This is a genomic window from Mitsuaria sp. GD03876 (assembly GCF_029840635.1).
Taxonomy (GTDB): Bacteria; Pseudomonadota; Gammaproteobacteria; order Burkholderiales; family Burkholderiaceae_C; genus Roseateles.
Window position 1 is genome coordinate 13,746 of record NZ_JAOCCU010000004.1, and the last position, 17,317, is coordinate 31,062.

Genomic DNA, 17,317 nt, shown 5'->3' on the forward strand with positions numbered 1-17,317 from the left:
ACCCTCCCTGGTGTTACCCGTCTTTAAGGATTTGCGGTCCTACTCCGTATCGTGTCGCGGCTCACACCGGTCAGGTCTGAGGCAGCATGCTGCGAGAACTTGCCGACCTTGACCAAGTCGACAGCCAACAGAATTCGATCGGCGTGCTCCATCGTGCCGGCCTTGCTGGCAACGAGGTGGCGCACGACGTCCTCAACTTTCCCTGTCCCCAGAGCCAAAGCCCGGCGAAGACGATTCAAGTCGCGCTCGATGTCGCTGTATGAATCGCCGCGGTACATCAGGGCCAGGGTGGTCACCCACTTCTTAAGGTAGGTCGCGTCAGCGCCAAGGAAGCGTTGAACCGCTTGCTCCACATCCTTGGGTGAGGGGGCTGGAAACTCCACGACCAACTCAAACCGACGCCACATGGCCGGGTCGATCAGTTCTGGATGGTTTGTCGCAGCCAACAGCAGCCCGGTGCTTGGCCACTCGTCAATCTCCTGCAAGATGACGGTCACCAACCGTTTGAGTTCTCCCACATCTGCGTCGTCGCTTCGGCGCTTGGCGATCGCATCGATCTCATCCAGCAGCAAGACGCAAGGGATGCGCTTGGCGTAGTCGAGCGCAGATCGCAGATTCGTCCCGCTACGGCCAAGCAAGCTGCTCATCACCGCAGTGAGATCCAGGATCAACAGAGGCACATTGAGTTGCTGAGCTAGCCATCTCGCAGTAATCGTCTTGCCCACGCCGGGCGGACCGACAAAGACCGCGGAACGGGTAGGTTGCAGCCCCTTCTGCGCCAGTTGCGCGCTTAGTCGTCGCTCATTGACAAGCTGCTCCAGACTGGAGCGAATCTCTTCACCGTGGATGGGTGCGATGTCGGTCTGTTCAGGCGCGAACACCTTGAACAGTGAGAGCCGCGACTCCTCGTCCACAGGCACGCCTGTCGACGCATCTGGCGCAGCCGCGGAGCCACGCCGAAAAGGTGTCGCCGCTGGCGCAGCAGGTCTAGTCTTGAGAACAGTTTCGAGCTGGCTGGCGGCGTCCGGATGCGAGGAACGCAGCTTTCTGATCATGCGTGCGACGTACAGACGCAGATCGTCCTCACGCTCGGTGAGCGCAAGTTTCGTGACGTGGACTAGCTGGTCTAGCATCGCACCGATTTCGTCCACTGATTTCATAACTTGTTGATTCACAGTGGTTTTTCTACTTAGATTAATGGACTACTGGTTATTCTCTCAGGGTTTGATGGTTCTGTCACCTGCCGTGATGTCACGTGAGCGCATGACGTGTCCGGCGAGGCGTTGCTGACCGCGCGCTGCCTGCTCACGACGAGCTCAGCCAACAGCGCTCTGTGCTTGCCTCGCAAGCGAAGAGCTAGCGGCACCCCACGCGCGGCCCTACGACTCGACATGAGATGAACGTTGAGAGACTGCCGAAGCGTCTGCTGGCTGCCTCACGAGTTCCGTGCGGAAGACCAACCCAGCGGGTGTTGCCCAGCCTGCCTCCGCACCCTCGCACCCCTCATGTAGGTGCCGCGGCCAAACAGATGTCGGGATTGGCCGACCGAATACGTTTCTCCTTAGGGGAGAACGTTTGAGGCCGCGCCCGTGGTCGTTGCACAGCGTCAGGCAGCCACATCGACTTGCGAGTTTCATGGTCTCAGCGTATCTGCGCTGTGGTCGACCAGAAGACGGGCAAGGCTCGCCCGTCGGGTCGGCAACTATGAAGAAAACAAGTCTGGAGGAGACCTATGTCTGGCGATTCCGCCCCCGGCACGGCGGCCCGTGTGCTTTTGATTCAGATCTCGGACATCCACTTCTTTGAGCCTACCGATGCGGTGCTCAAGCGCACTGCCGAGATAGCGGCTGCGGTGCAACCTCTGTTGCCGCTGGCCACGCGCGTGGTACTGATCGTGACGGGCGATATCGCCCAGTCTGGAAAGTCGACTGAGTACGACCTAGCGACGGGTTTCATCCACAGCATCGCCGCCGACATCGAAAGTCGCCATGGTCGGCCGCCAGAAGTCATCACCGTACCTGGCAACCATGACGCGGACTTCGAATCACCACGAGCGCGGATTCGCACGCTCGTTCTGAACACGCTCAAGTCCGGGCATGCATCGAATATCGAGCTGACAGACGTCGAAGAATGTGTGAGTGTGTTCGACGCTTACGAAGACTTCGCCAAGAAGGTCGAGACTGGGAGCGCGATCAAGCACTCCCCGATCTGGCGAACCTTCGAGATCGACGTCGGCGGGAAGTCGCTCCATGTGCATTGTGTCAACAATGCCTGGAGCTGCGAGCTTCGCACCGCACCCGGGAGCCTGGGGTTCCCGACCAAGCTTCATCAGCAGTGTGCGGATCCCACCGGAGCACTTCGGATCCTGCTGATGCACCATCCAGCACACTGGATCTCCTCGCATCAGTATCGCGAGTTCCGTCGCTTCACTCGAGAGTGTGCAGAGATCTGCTTTACAGGGCACGAGCACGAGAGCAACGCAGGTGCCAATCGGGACAGCGAAACGGGCCTGACGGCATATGTGGAGGGCGCCGTCCTTCAGGATCGGCACAACTCGAACGTGTCTGGCTTCAACGCTTCGCTGATCGACTTCGAGGCGAACAACATTGAGACCACCGAATTCGCGTGGAACGGCACAGCGTATCTCGCTACGCGCCAACCGTTGACCTTGTCACTGCCGAACAAGGCCAACGTGGTGAACCTGAACCCCGAGTGGCAGGACTTCATCAGTGACCTAGGGTCCAACGTCTCCCATCAAGGGCGCGAGCACGTCGACCTGGCTGACCTGTACGTGTACCCCGAGCTGGAGCAGCAAGACGACAGCGAAGAGAACCCGCTTATCGTTTCGAGCAAGGAACTCTCCAAGGAGCTTGCATCACCCACGGCGTCGACGCTCGTCAAGGGCGAACAAAGCAGCGGCAAAACCGCGCTGCTGAAACGCCTGTACGCCGATGCCTTGGAGCGCGAGCTCTACCCGGTCTATATCAACGGCCGGTCGATGAAGAGCTCATCCGACCGAGATCTCAAACGCCTGCTCGAACGCTCCATCAACGATCAATACGCTCCCGACTCTGCGAGCAAAGTGCTTCAAGCCAAGCCCGAGCAGCGCATCCTCTTGCTCGACAACTTGGATCGTTGTGAGTTCCCGGACCGCTATATGTCCGACGTGCTCAAATTTTTCGACAAGCAGTTTTTGAAGATCATCGCGACGGTCGACCCCGCCTTCGACCTGAAGGAAGCGTTGTTGACCGCGGACTTCAGCTCGCTGCGCAGCTTTGTGCAGATGCAGCTGCTCGAGTTCGGATTCCGGTTGCGCTTCCAGTTGGTGTCCAAGTGGTTCGGTCTGGACGATCGGACGAAGCGATCAGAACAAGAGGCCCAACACGCGGACAAGATCATCTCCAGGGTGGTAGGACGTGGCCTAGTCCCTTCGTTCCCCATCTACGTCCTGATCCTGCTGCAGAGCATCGAAGTCGGGCGAGCTGGGGAACTCGAGAACAGCGCGCTGGGTCACTACTACGAGTACATGATCCTGCAGGCGCTGGAGCCGCGCGTTCGACAGGAGCATGTGCACGAGATCTTGAACTACTGCTCGCAGTTCGCGTGGTTCCTTCACTCCGTCAAGAAGGAGAAGGTGTCCGACAAGGAGCTTCGCAGCTTCCATGCCGCCTTTGAGACCAAGTTCGATCTGGAGCTCAAGTTTGAAGATCGCAAGCGCATGTTGCTCGACGCCGATCTATTCATTGAGCTGGGTGACGAGGTCGGGTTCCGCTACCCATACAGCTACTTCTTCTTCCTTGGCCGCTACCTCGCCAAGAATTTGCAGAATGAAGAAACGCTCGGCTTCATCAAGCGCTGCTGCCAGAACCTGCATGTGCGCGAGAACGGCAACGCCATGCTGTTCCTGGCCCACCACAGCAACGATCAGTTCGTTTTCGATGCGCTGCGGGAGGCAGTTGACTCTCGGTTCGCAGAAACGGCCCCGCTTCAGTTCCAGCAGGACACTGAGGCACTGGACAAGATGGTCGACAAGGCGCCAGTACTTGTCTTCAACGAAGCGCACACCCAGGTTGGACGGGAGAAGGCGCAGGTGGAGGACCACGATATCGAGCAGACCTTTGATGACGCCGCCAACGGCGGACTCGAGTCGGGGATCGCATCCGATGAGCAACGCCAGGCGCTACAGCTCCTGGCCGAAGTCAACGGCTTGATCAAGGGCATCGAGCTGTTGGGCATGGCAATGAAGGCCAATTTCGGAACGATCGACACGGACGCGAAGCAAAAGCTCATCGACTCACTCTTCAAGGGAGGCCTGCGTGGACTGCGCGTGTTCGTGGAGGCCTTCTCCGAGGTGCCCGACCACATCATTGCGGAACTCGGCGCGGCGATCCAAGAACTCAGCTCGACAAACACGATCGACCGGGAACGCGCCGTCAAGGTTCGGATCTTTCAGGTGATCGGACGCTTCTCGTTCTGGTTCATTCGCCGCATTGGTTCGGCCGTGGGTTCCAAGAGCATGGCGCCAGCTATCAAGCGGTATGTCGACAGCAACGACACCATCGCCAACCAGTTGGTAGCCATGAGCAGTTCGTTGGAGACGCCGGGCCGCATTCCCTTCGACGAGCTGCAGGCCCTCAACAGCCGCGTATCTAAGCAGGCGTTTGCACAAAGCGTCCTGCGCTACATCGTGTTCACTCGGATTCACATGTACAAGACCTCCGAGGCGGAGAAGCAACAGGTCTTCCAAGAGTTGGAGATCCAGATCTCTACCCAACACGTCATTGACTACAAGACGCGCAAAGCCAAGAGACTGACCAAGACCTAGATTGGCTGGCTCAAGATCGAGGACGAAGTCGCGGGCGGCTTCGCTCCTCGAGGGGTGGGCGGGCTCCAGAACGCCACCGCTGGCGACGTGGGAGGTCCAACCGGCTCTCCGTGGTCAAACCGCGCTTTCATATCCCAGGCCGCGCGGGATCCACACCTCAATGCACGACCGGCCCCATTGCCGCGGCAACGCGCCACGCAGACGATCGACGCAGGGCTTCCTTGACAACATCGGGATCCGGCTCGAGGTCCTCGCTCAGGTCCACGCTGAACAGGCGACAGTGCAGAGCCTGAGCGCAAATACAGAGGTCGCGCACGAAGCGATCTGAATCCTTGACTCTTGCGTCGAGTCTGGCGATCACCTCCAGCTCGCATTCCCCCAGAGTCGAACCTCGACACGGTGACCCAGATCGGTCCCATAGATGCGCCAGCCGGCGAAGGACATGTTACTGCCCAGTCCTTCGACGAGCATCTCCAACACGTCGGCCTGCTCGGTGAGGGCTACCTTTGCGACGCCCGGCTCCGGGGTGAAGCAGAGATCGAAATGCCAACGCGACATCAGAACGCTCCGGAGTTTGGCGAGGCGCTTGGATGCGGCGACCAGCACTTCGTCAAGTGCACCTGGACTTGCAGGACAGCACATGGCTGGGGAATCGCATCACGAAGGTCTCTGTTCATAGCCAGCGGCTCCCAAGCACCGCGGCCCAGACCGAGGCGGCCAGCACCAGGGAGAGCAAGACTGCGGCGCTGCCGAAGTCTTTTGCCCGCTTGGACAGTTCATGGTGGTCGAAGGAGATCCGGTCGATCGCGGCTTCAAGCGCCGAGTTCAGCAGCTCCACGATGAGCACCAACCAGATCGACGACATCAGCAGCGCCCGCTCAACGCCGTTGCTCCCCAGCCAGATCGCAAGTGGCATCAGCACGATCGCAGCCGCCACCTCCTGTCTGAAGGCGGACTCGCCAGCAAACGCAGCTCGAAGGCCCTGCAGCGAGTACCCAAACGCATGTACGAGCCGATCGAGGCCCGTCCGACCCTTGTGGGGATTCACCGCTTGCCTTTCACGTGACCTTCGAGTTCCGCGAACGACGGACGCTCGGTCGAATAGAGCACCTTGCGCCCGAACTCGATGGCCACTTGCGGCGCGTAACCCTGCATGGAAGCCAGGAGCGTGGTCTTGATGCACTGAAGTTCCTTGCCGGCCTCGTCCACCTTGGATTCGAGCGCGCCGGCCAGCGGCTCAGCGAAAGCGTAGGCCAGCAAGATCCCGAGGAAAGTACCGACCAGCGCCGAGCCGATCATCCCGCCCAGCACCGCCGGCGGCTGACCGACCGAGCCCATGGTGTTCACCACGCCCAGCACAGCGGCGACGATGCCGAAGGCCGGCAGCCCGCCCGCCAGGCGCTGCACCGCGATCACGGCGAGAAAGGCCTCGTGATGATGCGTGTCGATCTCAGCGTCCATCAGGGACTCGATCTCGTGCGCGTTCAGGTTGCCCGAGACCATCATCCGAAGATAGTCGGTGATGAACTCCGTGACATGGTGGTCATTGCCCACCGTGGGGTATTTCTGGAACAGCGGCGAGCTTTGCGGATCCTCGACGTCCTTCTCGATGGACATCAGGCCTTCCTTGCGGGCCTTCTGCAGGATGTCGTACATGAGCGCCAGCAGCTCCATGTAGCGCGCCTTGGTGTACTTGCTTCCCTTGAAGCAGGCCGCGAGACCCTTCACCGTCGCCTTCATGACCTTGGGAGGATTGGTCGCCAACATGGCGCCGATCGCCGCACCGAAGATGGTGGTCATCTCGAAAGGCAAGGCTTTGAGCACGACACCGATATTCCCCCCGTGCGCGATGAACACGCCGAAGATGCAAGCCAAGGCGAGCACCCACCCGATGGCTATGAACATTGATCAATCTCCAAAAATTGATGTGCCGCGCGTCGACGTTTTCGCCGTGACGGCCGCGGCGCAGAGGCCGCGACCAAAAGGCGCGGCGAGTTGATGAGGTGTCACGCCGGCTTCGCGTGCGCGCGCCGCGTTGGGCAGCGTCCCGCGATTCATCCGGCCGGCCCTGCGCGGACCAGCAGGACATAACCATCGGCATCGAAGAGCACATGCAGCTGGGAGCGGCGGCCCTCGGACAGGGAGCGCCAGGACTTCTCGGTGGTCACCAGGAACTCGTGCTCGTGAAGCGGACCGAGCTTCGGATCCCGGCGAAGCCAAAGGTCAAGCTCTTCGTCCTTGACCACGTCGTGCGCCTTGCCGCCCGTGTAGAAACTGGCGGAGTACGGAAGTGCATTGAGGAACGTCACTTCCGAAGCCTTGTGGCCGCCAGACAGCAGCGGAAGCAGCACGCCGGATGCCGATCGGATGGCGCCCATCGACCCTTGGCTCGAAAGCAGCGCAGCGGCTGCGCCGGTCAGGATGACGAGTCCGGTCGCGACGAGCCCGTGAACGACGCGCTGCCTCGGATCTCGCGCAAGCCAGCGCCCGGCAAGGATCGCCAACGCAGGCGCGGCCGGAAGCACGTACGTCCAGAGGATGTTCCTCGAGGCCGAGAACAGCAGCGCTGGGGTCAGCGCCCATGCGACGAGTAGCGCCGTGTCCGGGGATCTCTCCGATCGCGTGTCGGCGGCGACCCGCCTCGCGGCCCGGCGCCTGCCGATCAGCAGCCAGGGCAGGAGCAGGCTCCACGGCAAGAATCCCACCGCCAGGTATGCCCAGACGATTCCCCTGGTCTGCTCGTGAGCGGTGCCATAGAGGTCGCCGGTCCATCCCGGCTGCGTGAACCGGCTCCAGTGCTCACCGACGAGGAAGTATTCCAAGAATCCGGGACTGCGAAGCTCCGCCAGCGCGTACCAAGGTCCCGCAATGCCCAAGACCAGGAGCCCACCCTTCATCCAGGGCAGCGACCTCACGTCTCTGAAGGCGCCGCGACAACTCAGGGCATGCACCCCAACTGGGAACAAGGACAAAACAAGCGCCACCGGACCCTTCGCCAGCAGCCCCAAGGCAAGCCCAACAAAGAAACCCAAGGCGCCGAGACGCACCCTGGTCAAGTTGGTCCCGGAAATGGCCCACCAGAAGCCGCCGATGCTGAGCGTTACAGCGACCGTCAGAGCCATGTCGGTCATCACCGCGCCGGCACTGACAAAGAACACCGCGCTTCCCCACAACACGGCGACGCCAAGAATGGCCTCGCGGGAACTGGAGTCGCGCAACCATCTCCAGACGATCAGCGTGACCATCATGGCGAGCACCAGCATGGGCAGGCGAGCACCCCACTCGTTGGCACCGAGCGCCAGTTGACCGAGTGCGGAGAACCAGGTCGACAACGGCGGCTTGCCCCAGAAGACGACATCCCCTGGCAGATGAAGATTGATCCAGTCGCCGCCCGACATCATGATTCGCGCAATCTCCGCGTACCGGGCTTCGGTGTTGTCCGAGAGCGGGTAGCTTCCCAGCGTCAGCAGGCGAAGGCCGATGCAGAGCACCACCAAGACGACCACCCAGAACGTGGTCGATATCGCTCTGGGAGGGGTGTGGGCAGCTTCGAGTACTTCCAAGGCTTGGCTCACCACGGCCTGGCTCCGGCGACCCACAGGGGTGGGGATGAGACCGCAGGACGGAACTCCTCGATCAGGTACAGCGGCCTGGCTTTGGACTCGATGAAAAGGCGGCTCACGTATTCACCGAGGATTCCGATGGCCATCAGCTGAAGGCCGCCGAGGATCAGGATGCTGATGATCAGAGTCGGAAGCCCATGTATCGGCTCGCCGAACAGCGCCGTCTTCGCAAGGAAGTACACCGCGTAGACGAAGGACGCTACCGCGCAGGTCAGGCCCACGTAGGTGGCCATCTTCAACGGTACCGTCGAGAATCCGACAATCCCCTCCACCGCAAAGCGCCAGAGCTTTCGGAACCCCCATTTGGTGTGGCCTTGGTTTCGCGCGTCTCGGTCATAGTCGATCGTGACAACCTTGAATCCGACCCATGCGAACAAGCCCTTCATGAAGCGGTTGCGCTCCGGGAGCCGATTGATGGCGTCCACGACGCGTCGGCTCAGCAGACGAAAGTCCCCCACGTCGGGCGGCATGGCGGTGTCCGACAGCATGTTGAAGACGCGGTAGAAGGCGTACGCCGAGAACGTCTTGAGCCAGCTTTCTCCTGCGCGCGATCTCCGTCTCATGGTGACGACGTCGGCACCTTCCTCCCAAGTGCGAATCATCTCGGGGATCAACGCAGGCGGATCTTGGAGGTCGGCATCGATCAGGATCACGGCTTCGCCGCGCGCCAGGTGAAGCCCGGCGGTCATCGCCGCCTCCTTGCCGAAGTTTCGGCTGAAGGAGGCGACACCCACGCGGGGATCTAGCGCACGAAGCGCGTTCAATGCGTCGCGCGTCCCGTCGGTACTGCCGTCGTCGATGTACAAGATCTCCACGCGGCGATCCAGAGACAGCAGCGCGGAGCTCAGTCGCTCGTGGAACGTCCTCAGGCTGGCCGCTTCATTGAAGACCGGCACAACCACAGAAATTGCACCAGCCATCTGACGAATCGGCGCAGCAGGAACAAGTTGGAGGGGCGCCGGCGACCAGGCAGCGTTGAACATCTCAGCCAAGCTCCTCTTCCTCGTGTCCCATGGCAGCATCCAGCTGCAACTTCACTTGGCGCGCCCATCGAGGTCCACCGCGCATGGCATCCAGCGCGTCAGAGCTCGCCTTCGCGAAGTAGAGAGACTCGGACAGCCCGTGGTTGTCCAACGCTTGCTTCAACCGGGCCGCGCGATGCCGTAGCTCCACATCACGGGGTCCTGAGCCCTGAACGCCGCCATCAGCCAGGTAGCCGGCGCTGCGCTTCAGTGTCTGCAGGGTCGATGAGGAGAGCGCAGGGATAGCCCGCGGCGAAGACAGTCGTGCATGCTGGATAAACGGGTTCTTCCCCACCACCAAGCCCCAAGGCCGAAGTCCTTCGACGATGTCCACCGTCATGGCCTCCAGCTTGGTCAGCCCAAAGTCCCTTGCTACCCTCAACCGCGCGGCCAAGGCGCCGTTGGTCTTGGCCACTTCGAAGATGCCGCGTGCCGCGTCGGCCTCGCACCCTTGAACAGGGAGGATAAAAGTGCGGATCAGCGCCTGGGCTTGGAAGTCTTGAGACTGCGAGGCCAGATACAACCAGTGCATCCCCTGTTCCGCATCGCGTAGCGATGCAGCGGCGCGCAGGATGGTCGCGCCCAGCCGGCGCTGCGCGGAAACGTCCCCGCTCGCAGCAGCCTTCTCCAAGAAGAATCGCGCCATCGGAGGATTTGCCACGGAGCTATGGTTGTTGGCATGCAGCTCATAGAGGCGTGTCCACGCTTCGCCGTAGCCTGCATCGGCTGCCCGCATGAGCAGTGCGGAAGCCTTGCGTCTGTTCGGCGCCTGCACCAGCATGTCCCAGCCAATCGATCCGACGTTGTTGCCGCTCAGCGCCTGGCCCAGCAGCAACGCCGCAGCGCAGTTCCCTCGATCCACGCAGTCATCCAGCAGTACCTCGATGGCCTTGGTATCGACCGTGATTCGCACATCGGGGATCGACTTGGCGAAGCTGATCGCGGCGTACACCTGATCGGCAAGGGTGGAGTTGGACAACTGCCCGAGGACCAGGCTCACTGCGAGGGCTCGCAGCAGAAGGCGAGGCTCTTTCCTCATGAGGGCCCGCTCCATCACCAGCGCGATCAGTTCCGGCCAACCAATCTTTGGCACGCCCAGCAGGGCCTTCACGCGCAGCACCGCGGCGTCGTCTGAGTCAACCGCGGAGGCGGGTAGCGTCAGCGCCTCCTTTGCGCCGTCTTGACCAGACCTCTCGGCAAGCCGAAGCCAGCCTACCGCCTCGCTTTGATCCACCTGCGTGAGCAGATTCCAGATCGCGACCCGGAGCTGCGCTTCTCCGCTGCCAAAGCGAGCAGCCCGCTCAAGCGTGGAGACACGTCCGTGTACGGCGATCTCATGCAGGTCGAGCGCCTCAACGATCAGCCGCTGAGCTTCGTCCTCCCTGAGGGTCTCGACCTGACTCAAGTACTCGAGTCCGAGCGGCACGTGCCGCGGGAATCCCTTCATCCCTTCGAGGTACAAGCGCCCGGCCTCGAAGCAGGCCGCAGCGTCTCCTCGCCTTGCCCTGGAAATCAGTTGAATGTCTTGTCTTCTCATCGAGCGCCTTTCTTCGTACTGGCGCCTTTGCTGAGCATCTTCGGGACACTCGCGTCGCCGGTACATCGCGAGCAGACGAGAGACTAGAGACCAGGCATTGACCAACAACTGACGGCCTGATTACCGGTTCGTCAGCTTCAACGTCGATGGCGTTGGTCAGTCTGGGACGTGTCGAACATGTGACCTCGCATCAGAAATTTCCTGCTGCTTCGGCTGTGTCCTGAGCGACACGTCTCACGACCGTTTGGACCACCGTGCGCGAGTACGCCCCCGCTCAATCGGTAGAACTCGTGGATTTCCCTTGCTCTTCTCCCTAGCCTGCGTCGTGCTTGAGGCGAATCGCGTCTCTATGCATCGACCATCGAATAGGAGAAGTTCATGAATAAGCCAGTCCTCTTGGCATTGGCATGCAGCGCGCTTGCCGGCTCGGCCTTCGCGCAAACCTCGTCCGTCACGCTGTTCGGCGTCGCTGACGTTGCCGTGCGCCAGGTGAAGAACGGCAACGCGGGTACGGTCAAGGGCGTGACGTCCGGTGGGAACACAACCAGCCGGCTGGGCGTTCGTGGCGTTGAAGAACTGGGCGGCGGACTGTCGGCTGGCTTCCACCTGGAATCGGGCATCGATCTGGACACCGGCACCTCCAACGCCAGCAAGTACTGGAACCGCCGTTCGACGATCAGCCTGATGGGTGATTTCGGTGAGGTTCGCCTAGGCCGGGACACCACCCCGACCTACAACAACACGCTCAACGATGAATTTGGCATCGTGGGTGTTGGATCTCGCGGCATCTTTGTTTATGGCAGCGGCGCGAACCTGGGCAGTGGTGCAACCACGATCCAGCGTACGGACAACGGCGTGAGCTACTTCCTGCCGAAGAACCTGGGTGGCGTCTACGGTCAGTTCCATGTCGCCGCAGGCGAAGGCACCGTGGGCAACAAGTACTACGGCGGCCGGATCGGCTACGAAGACAAGAGCTTCCTGGTCGGCGGTGCCTACGGCACGACGGATGTCGGCGCCAACCTGTCCAAGTTCAAGAACTACAACCTGCTGTTCAACTACAAGTCGCCGTGGGGCGTGTTGCACACCCTGGTTGACGTGAAGAAGTGGGGCGAACGCAAGTCGACCGAAATCTCGGTGGGCGCGACCATTCCGGTGACCGTCGGTCAGATCCGCGTGGGCTACACCAACGCCAACCGCTCCGGCGGCGCGGTTGGTTCCGGCTTCGCCGATGGCGACGACAGCACCCGCCTGGCGCTGGGCTACGTCTACGACTTCTCGAAGCGCACGGCGCTCTACGGCACCGTGGCTCGCGTGACCAACAAGGGCGCCGCTCGCAGCTCCGTGCTGTACACGACGCCGGCGGGCATGCTGGGCGGCCAGAACTCCTCCGGCGCGGAAGTGGGGGTGCGCCACAGCTTCTAAGGCTAGGCTTTCTGCAAGGTAAAGGCGAAGGGGATGCGCATCGCGCATCCCCTTTTCTTTGGGCCTACCATTTGGCTTTCGGAAGCAAACACCGATCGGAGGGCTGATGGACGAGGGCTGGGTTTCGAACCTCGAGGTCGACTGCAACGAGTCCGGGCGTTTCGTGGCCGTGCTGGTGCTCACCCCGCCGCCCGAACTAGGGCCGCCTATTCGCGTGCCGATCGAGGGGGAATACGACCGCCCGGAGCTTGCCGAAGATGCGGCGCTCGACGCCCTCGCCGCGATGACTCGAGGCGATTGAACCGGCCGCGACGAACCCACAGGTCAGTCGCGAACTGATCAGTGATCAGCCACGCCTCGTGGGCGACGCAGCATTTGGCAGCGCAGCTGCCTGTTTGAACTCCGTGGCCTCATCATCCAGCGATGCCATCGCCAGGGTGTACAGAATCGTGTTGCGAGCGAACTCAGCCTGCTCGCGCTCGACCTCTACGGTGTTGCCATCGATGCTGTCTTGCAACGGCTGTCTGTAGCCTGCGAACGCCAGCGTGCTCGAGGGTATGAGCGGCACTTCCCGAGCCACGCTCGTTTCCTTGCCATCCTGGTCGGTCAGTTCCTCGGCCTGGCTTGAGGCCTTCAGGACGTCTGCAAACGAGATGTCGCGCGCCTTGTAGTTGGGCGTGTCAGCGTTGGCGATATTGCTCGCCAGCATGGCTTGGCGCTTACCGCGAAATACCAGCGCCTGCGCCCGCCACTCATCTGAATCCTGCGCCTGCTTCGCCGTGGCGGCGCCGAACCTCGTGTCTTTGATCCCATCCATGGCATCCCCCAAAAAGGCGAAGCCGCTGGTGCGGCTTCGTGGGTTTCAGGCTCGTTCGCCTTCGTTCTTGTCGACGTAGACCTTGAACGGCTTGCTCGAGAACCCCGCCGGAGCGATCTTGGACAGGTCTACCGCGCGGTGCCCGACGACGTCGAACTTCCAGGCGAAGGTCTTTCCGCCTTGGCGGAACTGCACGGTCTGGCCGCATTCGATGTTGATGGCCTTGCGCGAATCGAGGTCGACGACGAAATCGGTCTTCTGACCTGCGAACGGCACGCCGTAGATGGAATTTCCGTTCATCAGACGCTCGGTCGTCTGTGCTGCGACCGGCGCGTTCAGGCCGGCGAACAGGCTGGCAGCGACAGCGATCATGGCAACGGTTCGGTTCATACAGATCTCCTTGTTCCGGTGGAGCCGTGCTCAACAAGAGCACCTACCGCATCCACCATGAACAGCACTTTAGAAATCTGTCGCTTTCAACGGACCTGTCGTAGTGATGACAAGTTTGTTAGCTCGCGCCCGCGGTGCGCCGCCGTTCTCCGTCCTTGGGACCAGACGCTGCGAGATGAGGACATCCAGCGCAGAATGAAGCGACGGAGGTGCCAAGGTGAGCAGCAACATTGCATCGGGATACACGCCCGAACAGGACGACGTGCTGAAGACGCTGGGGTTGGCGGTGGTGGCAGGACAGGGCGTGGAGCGCCTGATGAGCACCTGCCTCACGTTCGTTCTCCGGGACGAGCCGCTCGTGTCGCCAGAGCAACTTGATGGAATTCTGCGACGCCACAGCAGGGGTGAACTCGGTTTCGATGTACTCACTGGGGTTAGTGCCATCGGGTTAACCCGGATCTCGTCTTCCCCGTCGCGCAGCTGACAAACCGGTTGGATAGTCTTTCGCGCAAAGCCTGGCACCGCCTGGGCCGCAGGAGACATCAGTGCCGAGTTTCCACCTACGGTTCGTCGGGCGAGATGTGTTGCCCAGAGGGCTTTCCTCTCGCGAGGTCGAAGAGTCGTTCGCCTTAGCGCAGACGATCTTCACGAACTCAAGCATGAGTTTCGTGGGAACGCTCGCATCGGTGCGGCGTATCAACTGCTGATGCTGCGGGCCACGGGGCGCTTGCCCGACGCGATGACCGGGATCCCCAAGGCTCTGCTCCAATACATGACGATGTCGATGGGCATGCGGGCTCCTGACATTGCGTCGCTTGCGTCCTTGTACAAGGACGCGCATACCAGCGGTCTCCACAAGCAATGGGCACGAGAGCGTGCGGACTTCAGCATTGCGGACGAGCCGGTTCATGCTGCATTGCTGGACGCTCTTCATCAGCTCGCCGCCACTGCTGTGTCTCTTGATGACCTGGTGAAGCAGGCGGAGATGTGGCTCTACGAGAAGCGCTACGTGTTGCCGGGTGATCGCGCCATCCGCGACCTTGCGCGCAAAGCCTTTGCCGCACAGGAGGCGGCAGCGATCAAAGCCGTCATGTCTGGCGTGCCGGCGCATCAGCGCATCGCGGCCCTGCGCGAGCTCTATTCCAAGCGGCCTGGCCCTGGCAGCGTGACGGTACTCGAATGGCTACGCGAGCCGCCAGGCAAGCACGGACGCGCCACGCTCAAAGAGATCACCGACAAGATCCACTGCGTCAAGAAGTGGGGAGTCGAAACGTGGAAGCTAGAAGGCATCCCGCTCACCAGATTGCGGGCGTACGGCCACGAGGTAGTTGGCCGCCCGCCGTCTGAGACAAAGCGCTTGGTCGAGCAGCAGCAGATCCTGCAGCTGTGTGCCTTCAGCTATGTGGTGCTCCTGGATCTCAACGATCAGGCCGCTGACGTCGGTGGACGCTGCGTGGTTGACCTCTATCGCAAGGCCTCGGGGCGTGTCCAGAAGAAGCAAGCCGTCAGTTCCGTCGATCTCCGCGCGGAGCGTGTGAAGTTCAAGGAAGTGCTGCATGACCCGTCGCTGAAGGACAAAGAGATCGTGGCGGCCCTGCGGGCGCTCTTGCCCAAGGAAGAGCACGACTTCGCCGGCACGCGGGCCGCGATGATCCGCCAGTCGTTGGTTGACGACGATGCACCGCGAGTAACGGCGTTGCTTCACTCGCTCTCGGTACTGGACATTCGGGGCGTTGACGGCGACAAGGCGATGCAACAGCTGACCACGCTGCAGTCACTGGCTGAGCGTGGTGCCACATCCTTACCGCAGGACTTCGAAATTTCGATGGCTGATCCGTCGTGGCACGACTTGCTGTCGAGTCCCGACCGTAGGAAGGCGCTTGCAGCGTTGAAGGCATGCGCCATGACCGCCATCCGGAAGGGAGTTCGAGGCGGCAAGCTATGGGTCGCCCACAGCACCAGGCATCGCAGCCGCGAGGAGCAGTTGATTCCGCCCAAGGAATGGAGCGCCAGCTCCAAGTCGCTGATTCGCGCGCTGAGTCTGACGGACGATCCCGACAAGTACCTGCAGCGCGTGCTCTCCCGCGTCGACGAGTGCCTCAAGCAACTCAACGAAGCGGTGCGTACGGGGGTCGTGACAGTGGACTCCCGGGGTGAAATGCACATCGACCCGATTCAGGCGCTCGAAGTCGAACCTCAGGTTACCAACACGCGCGATACCCTATTCAAGAAGATTGGCGATCAGCAGTTCGCCGGGATGCTGGTCGAGATCGACGCCAAGACCGGATTGAGCGAGGCGTTGCTGGGTCGGCGCGCGAAGGATCTCGATGAACTGAAGGCTCTGTACGGAGCCCTCTTCGCTCATGGCACTGAAAACACCGCCAAAGGTGTCTGCGCGATGATCCCGGGCCTGCAGGTATCGCACATCACCACTGCGATGCGAGCGATCGAGGCCCGCGGCCGATTGCGCGACGCCAACAACCGAGTCATCGAGTACCAGCAGTCGTTCCCGATCGCCTCGCTTTGGGGGGATGGGGACAAGGCGTCGGCCGACTCGATGACAATCGACACGTCGCGCCATCTGCATTCGGCGCGCGTTGAGCATCGGCGCAAGACCCATGGCGTGGGCATCTATGTGCACATGAGCGATACGTGGAGCCTGTTCTACGACCAGCCGATCGTGCTGAACGACCGACAGGCGGGCAGCGCGGTCCACGGGGTCGAGGCCTATAACGTCTCGCGCCGAGAGGACCAGATTCGGCTGCAGCTGCTGGCGGTGGACACCCATGGGTACACGAACGCCGCCATGACAGTTTCCAAGTTGCTGGGCTTCGATCTTTGCGTACGCCTGCAGCGTCTGTCTGAGCGCAAGATCTACCTCCCCTGGGGAGCCCAGGTGCCCGAGGACCTGGAGCGGCTGAATGTCGGGAAGGCTTCGCTCAAGCGGATCCGCGAGGGCTGGAGCGAACTGATGCGCTTGATCGCCTCCATTCGCCAGGGCAAGTTGACCGCGCGCGAGGCGCTGTCGCGGCTGGGAAGCGCCGCGAAGGGAGATGTGGTTCATTCCGCTGCCGACGAGCTTGGAAAACTGCTGCGCACGATTTTCCTGTGCGACTACTTCACCAAGCCCGAGTTCCGGCGGGAGATGCACGCCCTGCTCAACCGCGGGGAGTCAGTTCACTTCCTGCAACGCGCGGTGTATCACGGCCGAGTGGGGGTGAGCCGAGGGCGACGAAGCGATGAGCTCATGGCCATCTCCGGCGCCCACACTTTGCTCACGAACGTGGTGATCGCCTGGAACACCATGAAGATGCAGGATGTGATCGACTACTGGAGAGCGAACAGACAACCCATCGAGGACTCCTGGATCCGCCGGATGGGTCCGGTCCACTTCGAGCACATCAACTTCCGCGGAATCATATCCTTCAACTTCGATCCGTTCACAGATGCGCTGCTCGACAAGCAGCCGCGCAAGCGGACCCGGGTGGCATGACGCCAGGTCAACACGCAAGCGCCCTAGCCGGCGACCCCACGGCCGTGGACTTTCAAGAGACGCATACCGCGCCCAGCCTTAACCCCATGCTCTGCACGAAAAACGACGCGGGCTCGCGCGGCGGAAAAACGTAAGTCGTTGATTTATCAACAAGTTCGAAGCTCTTAAACCCCAGTTCCTGCAGGAAA

The 17,317-nt window shown here is 61.5% G+C and carries 14 protein-coding genes; 5 read left to right on the forward strand and 9 right to left on the reverse strand.

Annotated features, from left to right (window positions below; all coding sequences use genetic code 11):
- Window positions 1–23: 23 nt before the first annotated feature.
- A complete protein-coding gene (locus N5D62_RS03720) occupies window positions 24–1,175 on the reverse strand; it encodes an ATP-binding protein (RefSeq protein WP_279756216.1) in 1,152 nt (383 codons plus the stop codon).
- Window positions 1,176–1,732: 557 nt separating this feature from the next.
- Here N5D62_RS03720 and N5D62_RS03725 point away from each other — a divergent pair.
- Window positions 1,733–4,825 (forward strand): metallophosphoesterase, encoded by a 3,093-nt coding sequence (locus tag N5D62_RS03725; RefSeq protein ID WP_279756217.1) that lies wholly within the window; start codon window positions 1,733–1,735, stop codon window positions 4,823–4,825.
- A 357-nt stretch (window positions 4,826–5,182) separates the two neighbouring features.
- On the opposite strand, the gene N5D62_RS03730 is transcribed toward N5D62_RS03725, so the two are convergent.
- The 6 genes from N5D62_RS03730 to N5D62_RS03755 all read right to left on the reverse strand — a co-directional run bounded on the left by N5D62_RS03730 (window position 5,183) and on the right by N5D62_RS03755 (window position 11,007).
- Window positions 5,183–5,431: a hypothetical protein gene (locus tag N5D62_RS03730; RefSeq protein WP_279756218.1), complete on the reverse strand. Its 249-nt coding sequence runs from the start codon at window positions 5,429–5,431 to the stop codon at window positions 5,183–5,185.
- Window positions 5,432–5,498: 67 nt separating this feature from the next.
- Window positions 5,499–5,873: a diacylglycerol kinase gene (locus N5D62_RS03735; RefSeq protein WP_279756219.1), complete on the reverse strand. Its 375-nt coding sequence runs from the start codon at window positions 5,871–5,873 to the stop codon at window positions 5,499–5,501.
- Window positions 5,870–6,730, reverse strand: a complete 861-nt coding sequence (motA, locus tag N5D62_RS03740; protein ID WP_279756221.1) for a flagellar motor stator protein MotA — start codon at window positions 6,728–6,730, stop codon at window positions 5,870–5,872. The genes N5D62_RS03735 and motA overlap by 4 nt, the downstream gene beginning before the upstream one ends.
- A gap of 149 nt (window positions 6,731–6,879) precedes the next feature.
- Window positions 6,880–8,400 (reverse strand): phospholipid carrier-dependent glycosyltransferase, encoded by a 1,521-nt coding sequence (locus tag N5D62_RS03745; protein WP_279756222.1) that lies wholly within the window; start codon window positions 8,398–8,400, stop codon window positions 6,880–6,882.
- A complete protein-coding gene (locus N5D62_RS03750) occupies window positions 8,397–9,431 on the reverse strand; it encodes a glycosyltransferase family 2 protein (RefSeq protein WP_279756223.1) in 1,035 nt (344 codons plus the stop codon). Before N5D62_RS03750 ends, N5D62_RS03745 begins: the two co-directional genes overlap by 4 nt.
- A 1-nt stretch (window position 9,432) precedes the next feature.
- Window positions 9,433–11,007 (reverse strand): sel1 repeat family protein, encoded by a 1,575-nt coding sequence (locus N5D62_RS03755; RefSeq protein WP_141225361.1) that lies wholly within the window; start codon window positions 11,005–11,007, stop codon window positions 9,433–9,435.
- A 378-nt stretch (window positions 11,008–11,385) separates the two neighbouring features.
- Between N5D62_RS03755 and N5D62_RS03760 the strand changes: the two genes are divergently transcribed.
- On the forward strand, window positions 11,386–12,429 hold the full coding sequence (locus N5D62_RS03760) for a porin (protein WP_088384647.1): 1,044 nt from the start codon (window positions 11,386–11,388) through the stop codon (window positions 12,427–12,429).
- A 106-nt stretch (window positions 12,430–12,535) separates the two neighbouring features.
- Window positions 12,536–12,730 (forward strand): hypothetical protein, encoded by a 195-nt coding sequence (locus N5D62_RS03765; RefSeq protein ID WP_091728615.1) that lies wholly within the window; start codon window positions 12,536–12,538, stop codon window positions 12,728–12,730.
- 45 nt (window positions 12,731–12,775) lie between these two features.
- Here the strand turns inward: N5D62_RS03765 and flgB are convergent, their stop codons facing one another.
- Together flgB and N5D62_RS03775 are read right to left on the reverse strand one after the other, a co-directional pair.
- Window positions 12,776–13,246 (reverse strand): flagellar basal body rod protein FlgB, encoded by a 471-nt coding sequence (gene flgB, locus N5D62_RS03770; protein WP_279756227.1) that lies wholly within the window; start codon window positions 13,244–13,246, stop codon window positions 12,776–12,778.
- A 45-nt stretch (window positions 13,247–13,291) separates the two neighbouring features.
- Complete coding sequence (locus N5D62_RS03775; protein WP_141225363.1) at window positions 13,292–13,636, reverse strand: CzcE family metal-binding protein; 345 nt, start codon at window positions 13,634–13,636, stop codon at window positions 13,292–13,294.
- A gap of 217 nt (window positions 13,637–13,853) precedes the next feature.
- Between N5D62_RS03775 and N5D62_RS03780 the strand changes: the two genes are divergently transcribed.
- Both N5D62_RS03780 and N5D62_RS03785 read left to right on the forward strand, forming a co-directional pair.
- Window positions 13,854–14,120 carry a hypothetical protein gene (locus N5D62_RS03780; RefSeq protein WP_279756229.1) on the forward strand — a complete coding sequence of 89 codons (267 nt, stop codon included), beginning with the start codon at window positions 13,854–13,856 and terminating at the stop codon, window positions 14,118–14,120.
- 57 nt (window positions 14,121–14,177) lie between these two features.
- A complete protein-coding gene (locus tag N5D62_RS03785) occupies window positions 14,178–17,129 on the forward strand; it encodes a Tn3 family transposase (protein WP_279756389.1) in 2,952 nt (983 codons plus the stop codon).
- Window positions 17,130–17,317: the final 188 nt, after the last annotated feature.

Coding starts and splice junctions, on each gene's coding strand:
- N5D62_RS03725 (WP_279756217.1), top strand. CDS start 1,733: ATGTCTGGCGATTCCGCCCCCGGCACGGCGGCCCGTGTGCTTTTGATT.
- motA (WP_279756221.1), bottom strand. CDS start 6,730: ATGTTCATAGCCATCGGGTGGGTGCTCGCCTTGGCTTGCATCTTCGGC.
- N5D62_RS03750 (WP_279756223.1), bottom strand. CDS start 9,431: ATGTTCAACGCTGCCTGGTCGCCGGCGCCCCTCCAACTTGTTCCTGCT.
- N5D62_RS03755 (WP_141225361.1), bottom strand. CDS start 11,007: ATGAGAAGACAAGACATTCAACTGATTTCCAGGGCAAGGCGAGGAGAC.
- N5D62_RS03760 (WP_088384647.1), top strand. CDS start 11,386: ATGAATAAGCCAGTCCTCTTGGCATTGGCATGCAGCGCGCTTGCCGGC.
- N5D62_RS03765 (WP_091728615.1), top strand. CDS start 12,536: ATGGACGAGGGCTGGGTTTCGAACCTCGAGGTCGACTGCAACGAGTCC.
- flgB (WP_279756227.1), bottom strand. CDS start 13,246: ATGGATGGGATCAAAGACACGAGGTTCGGCGCCGCCACGGCGAAGCAG.
- N5D62_RS03775 (WP_141225363.1), bottom strand. CDS start 13,636: ATGAACCGAACCGTTGCCATGATCGCTGTCGCTGCCAGCCTGTTCGCC.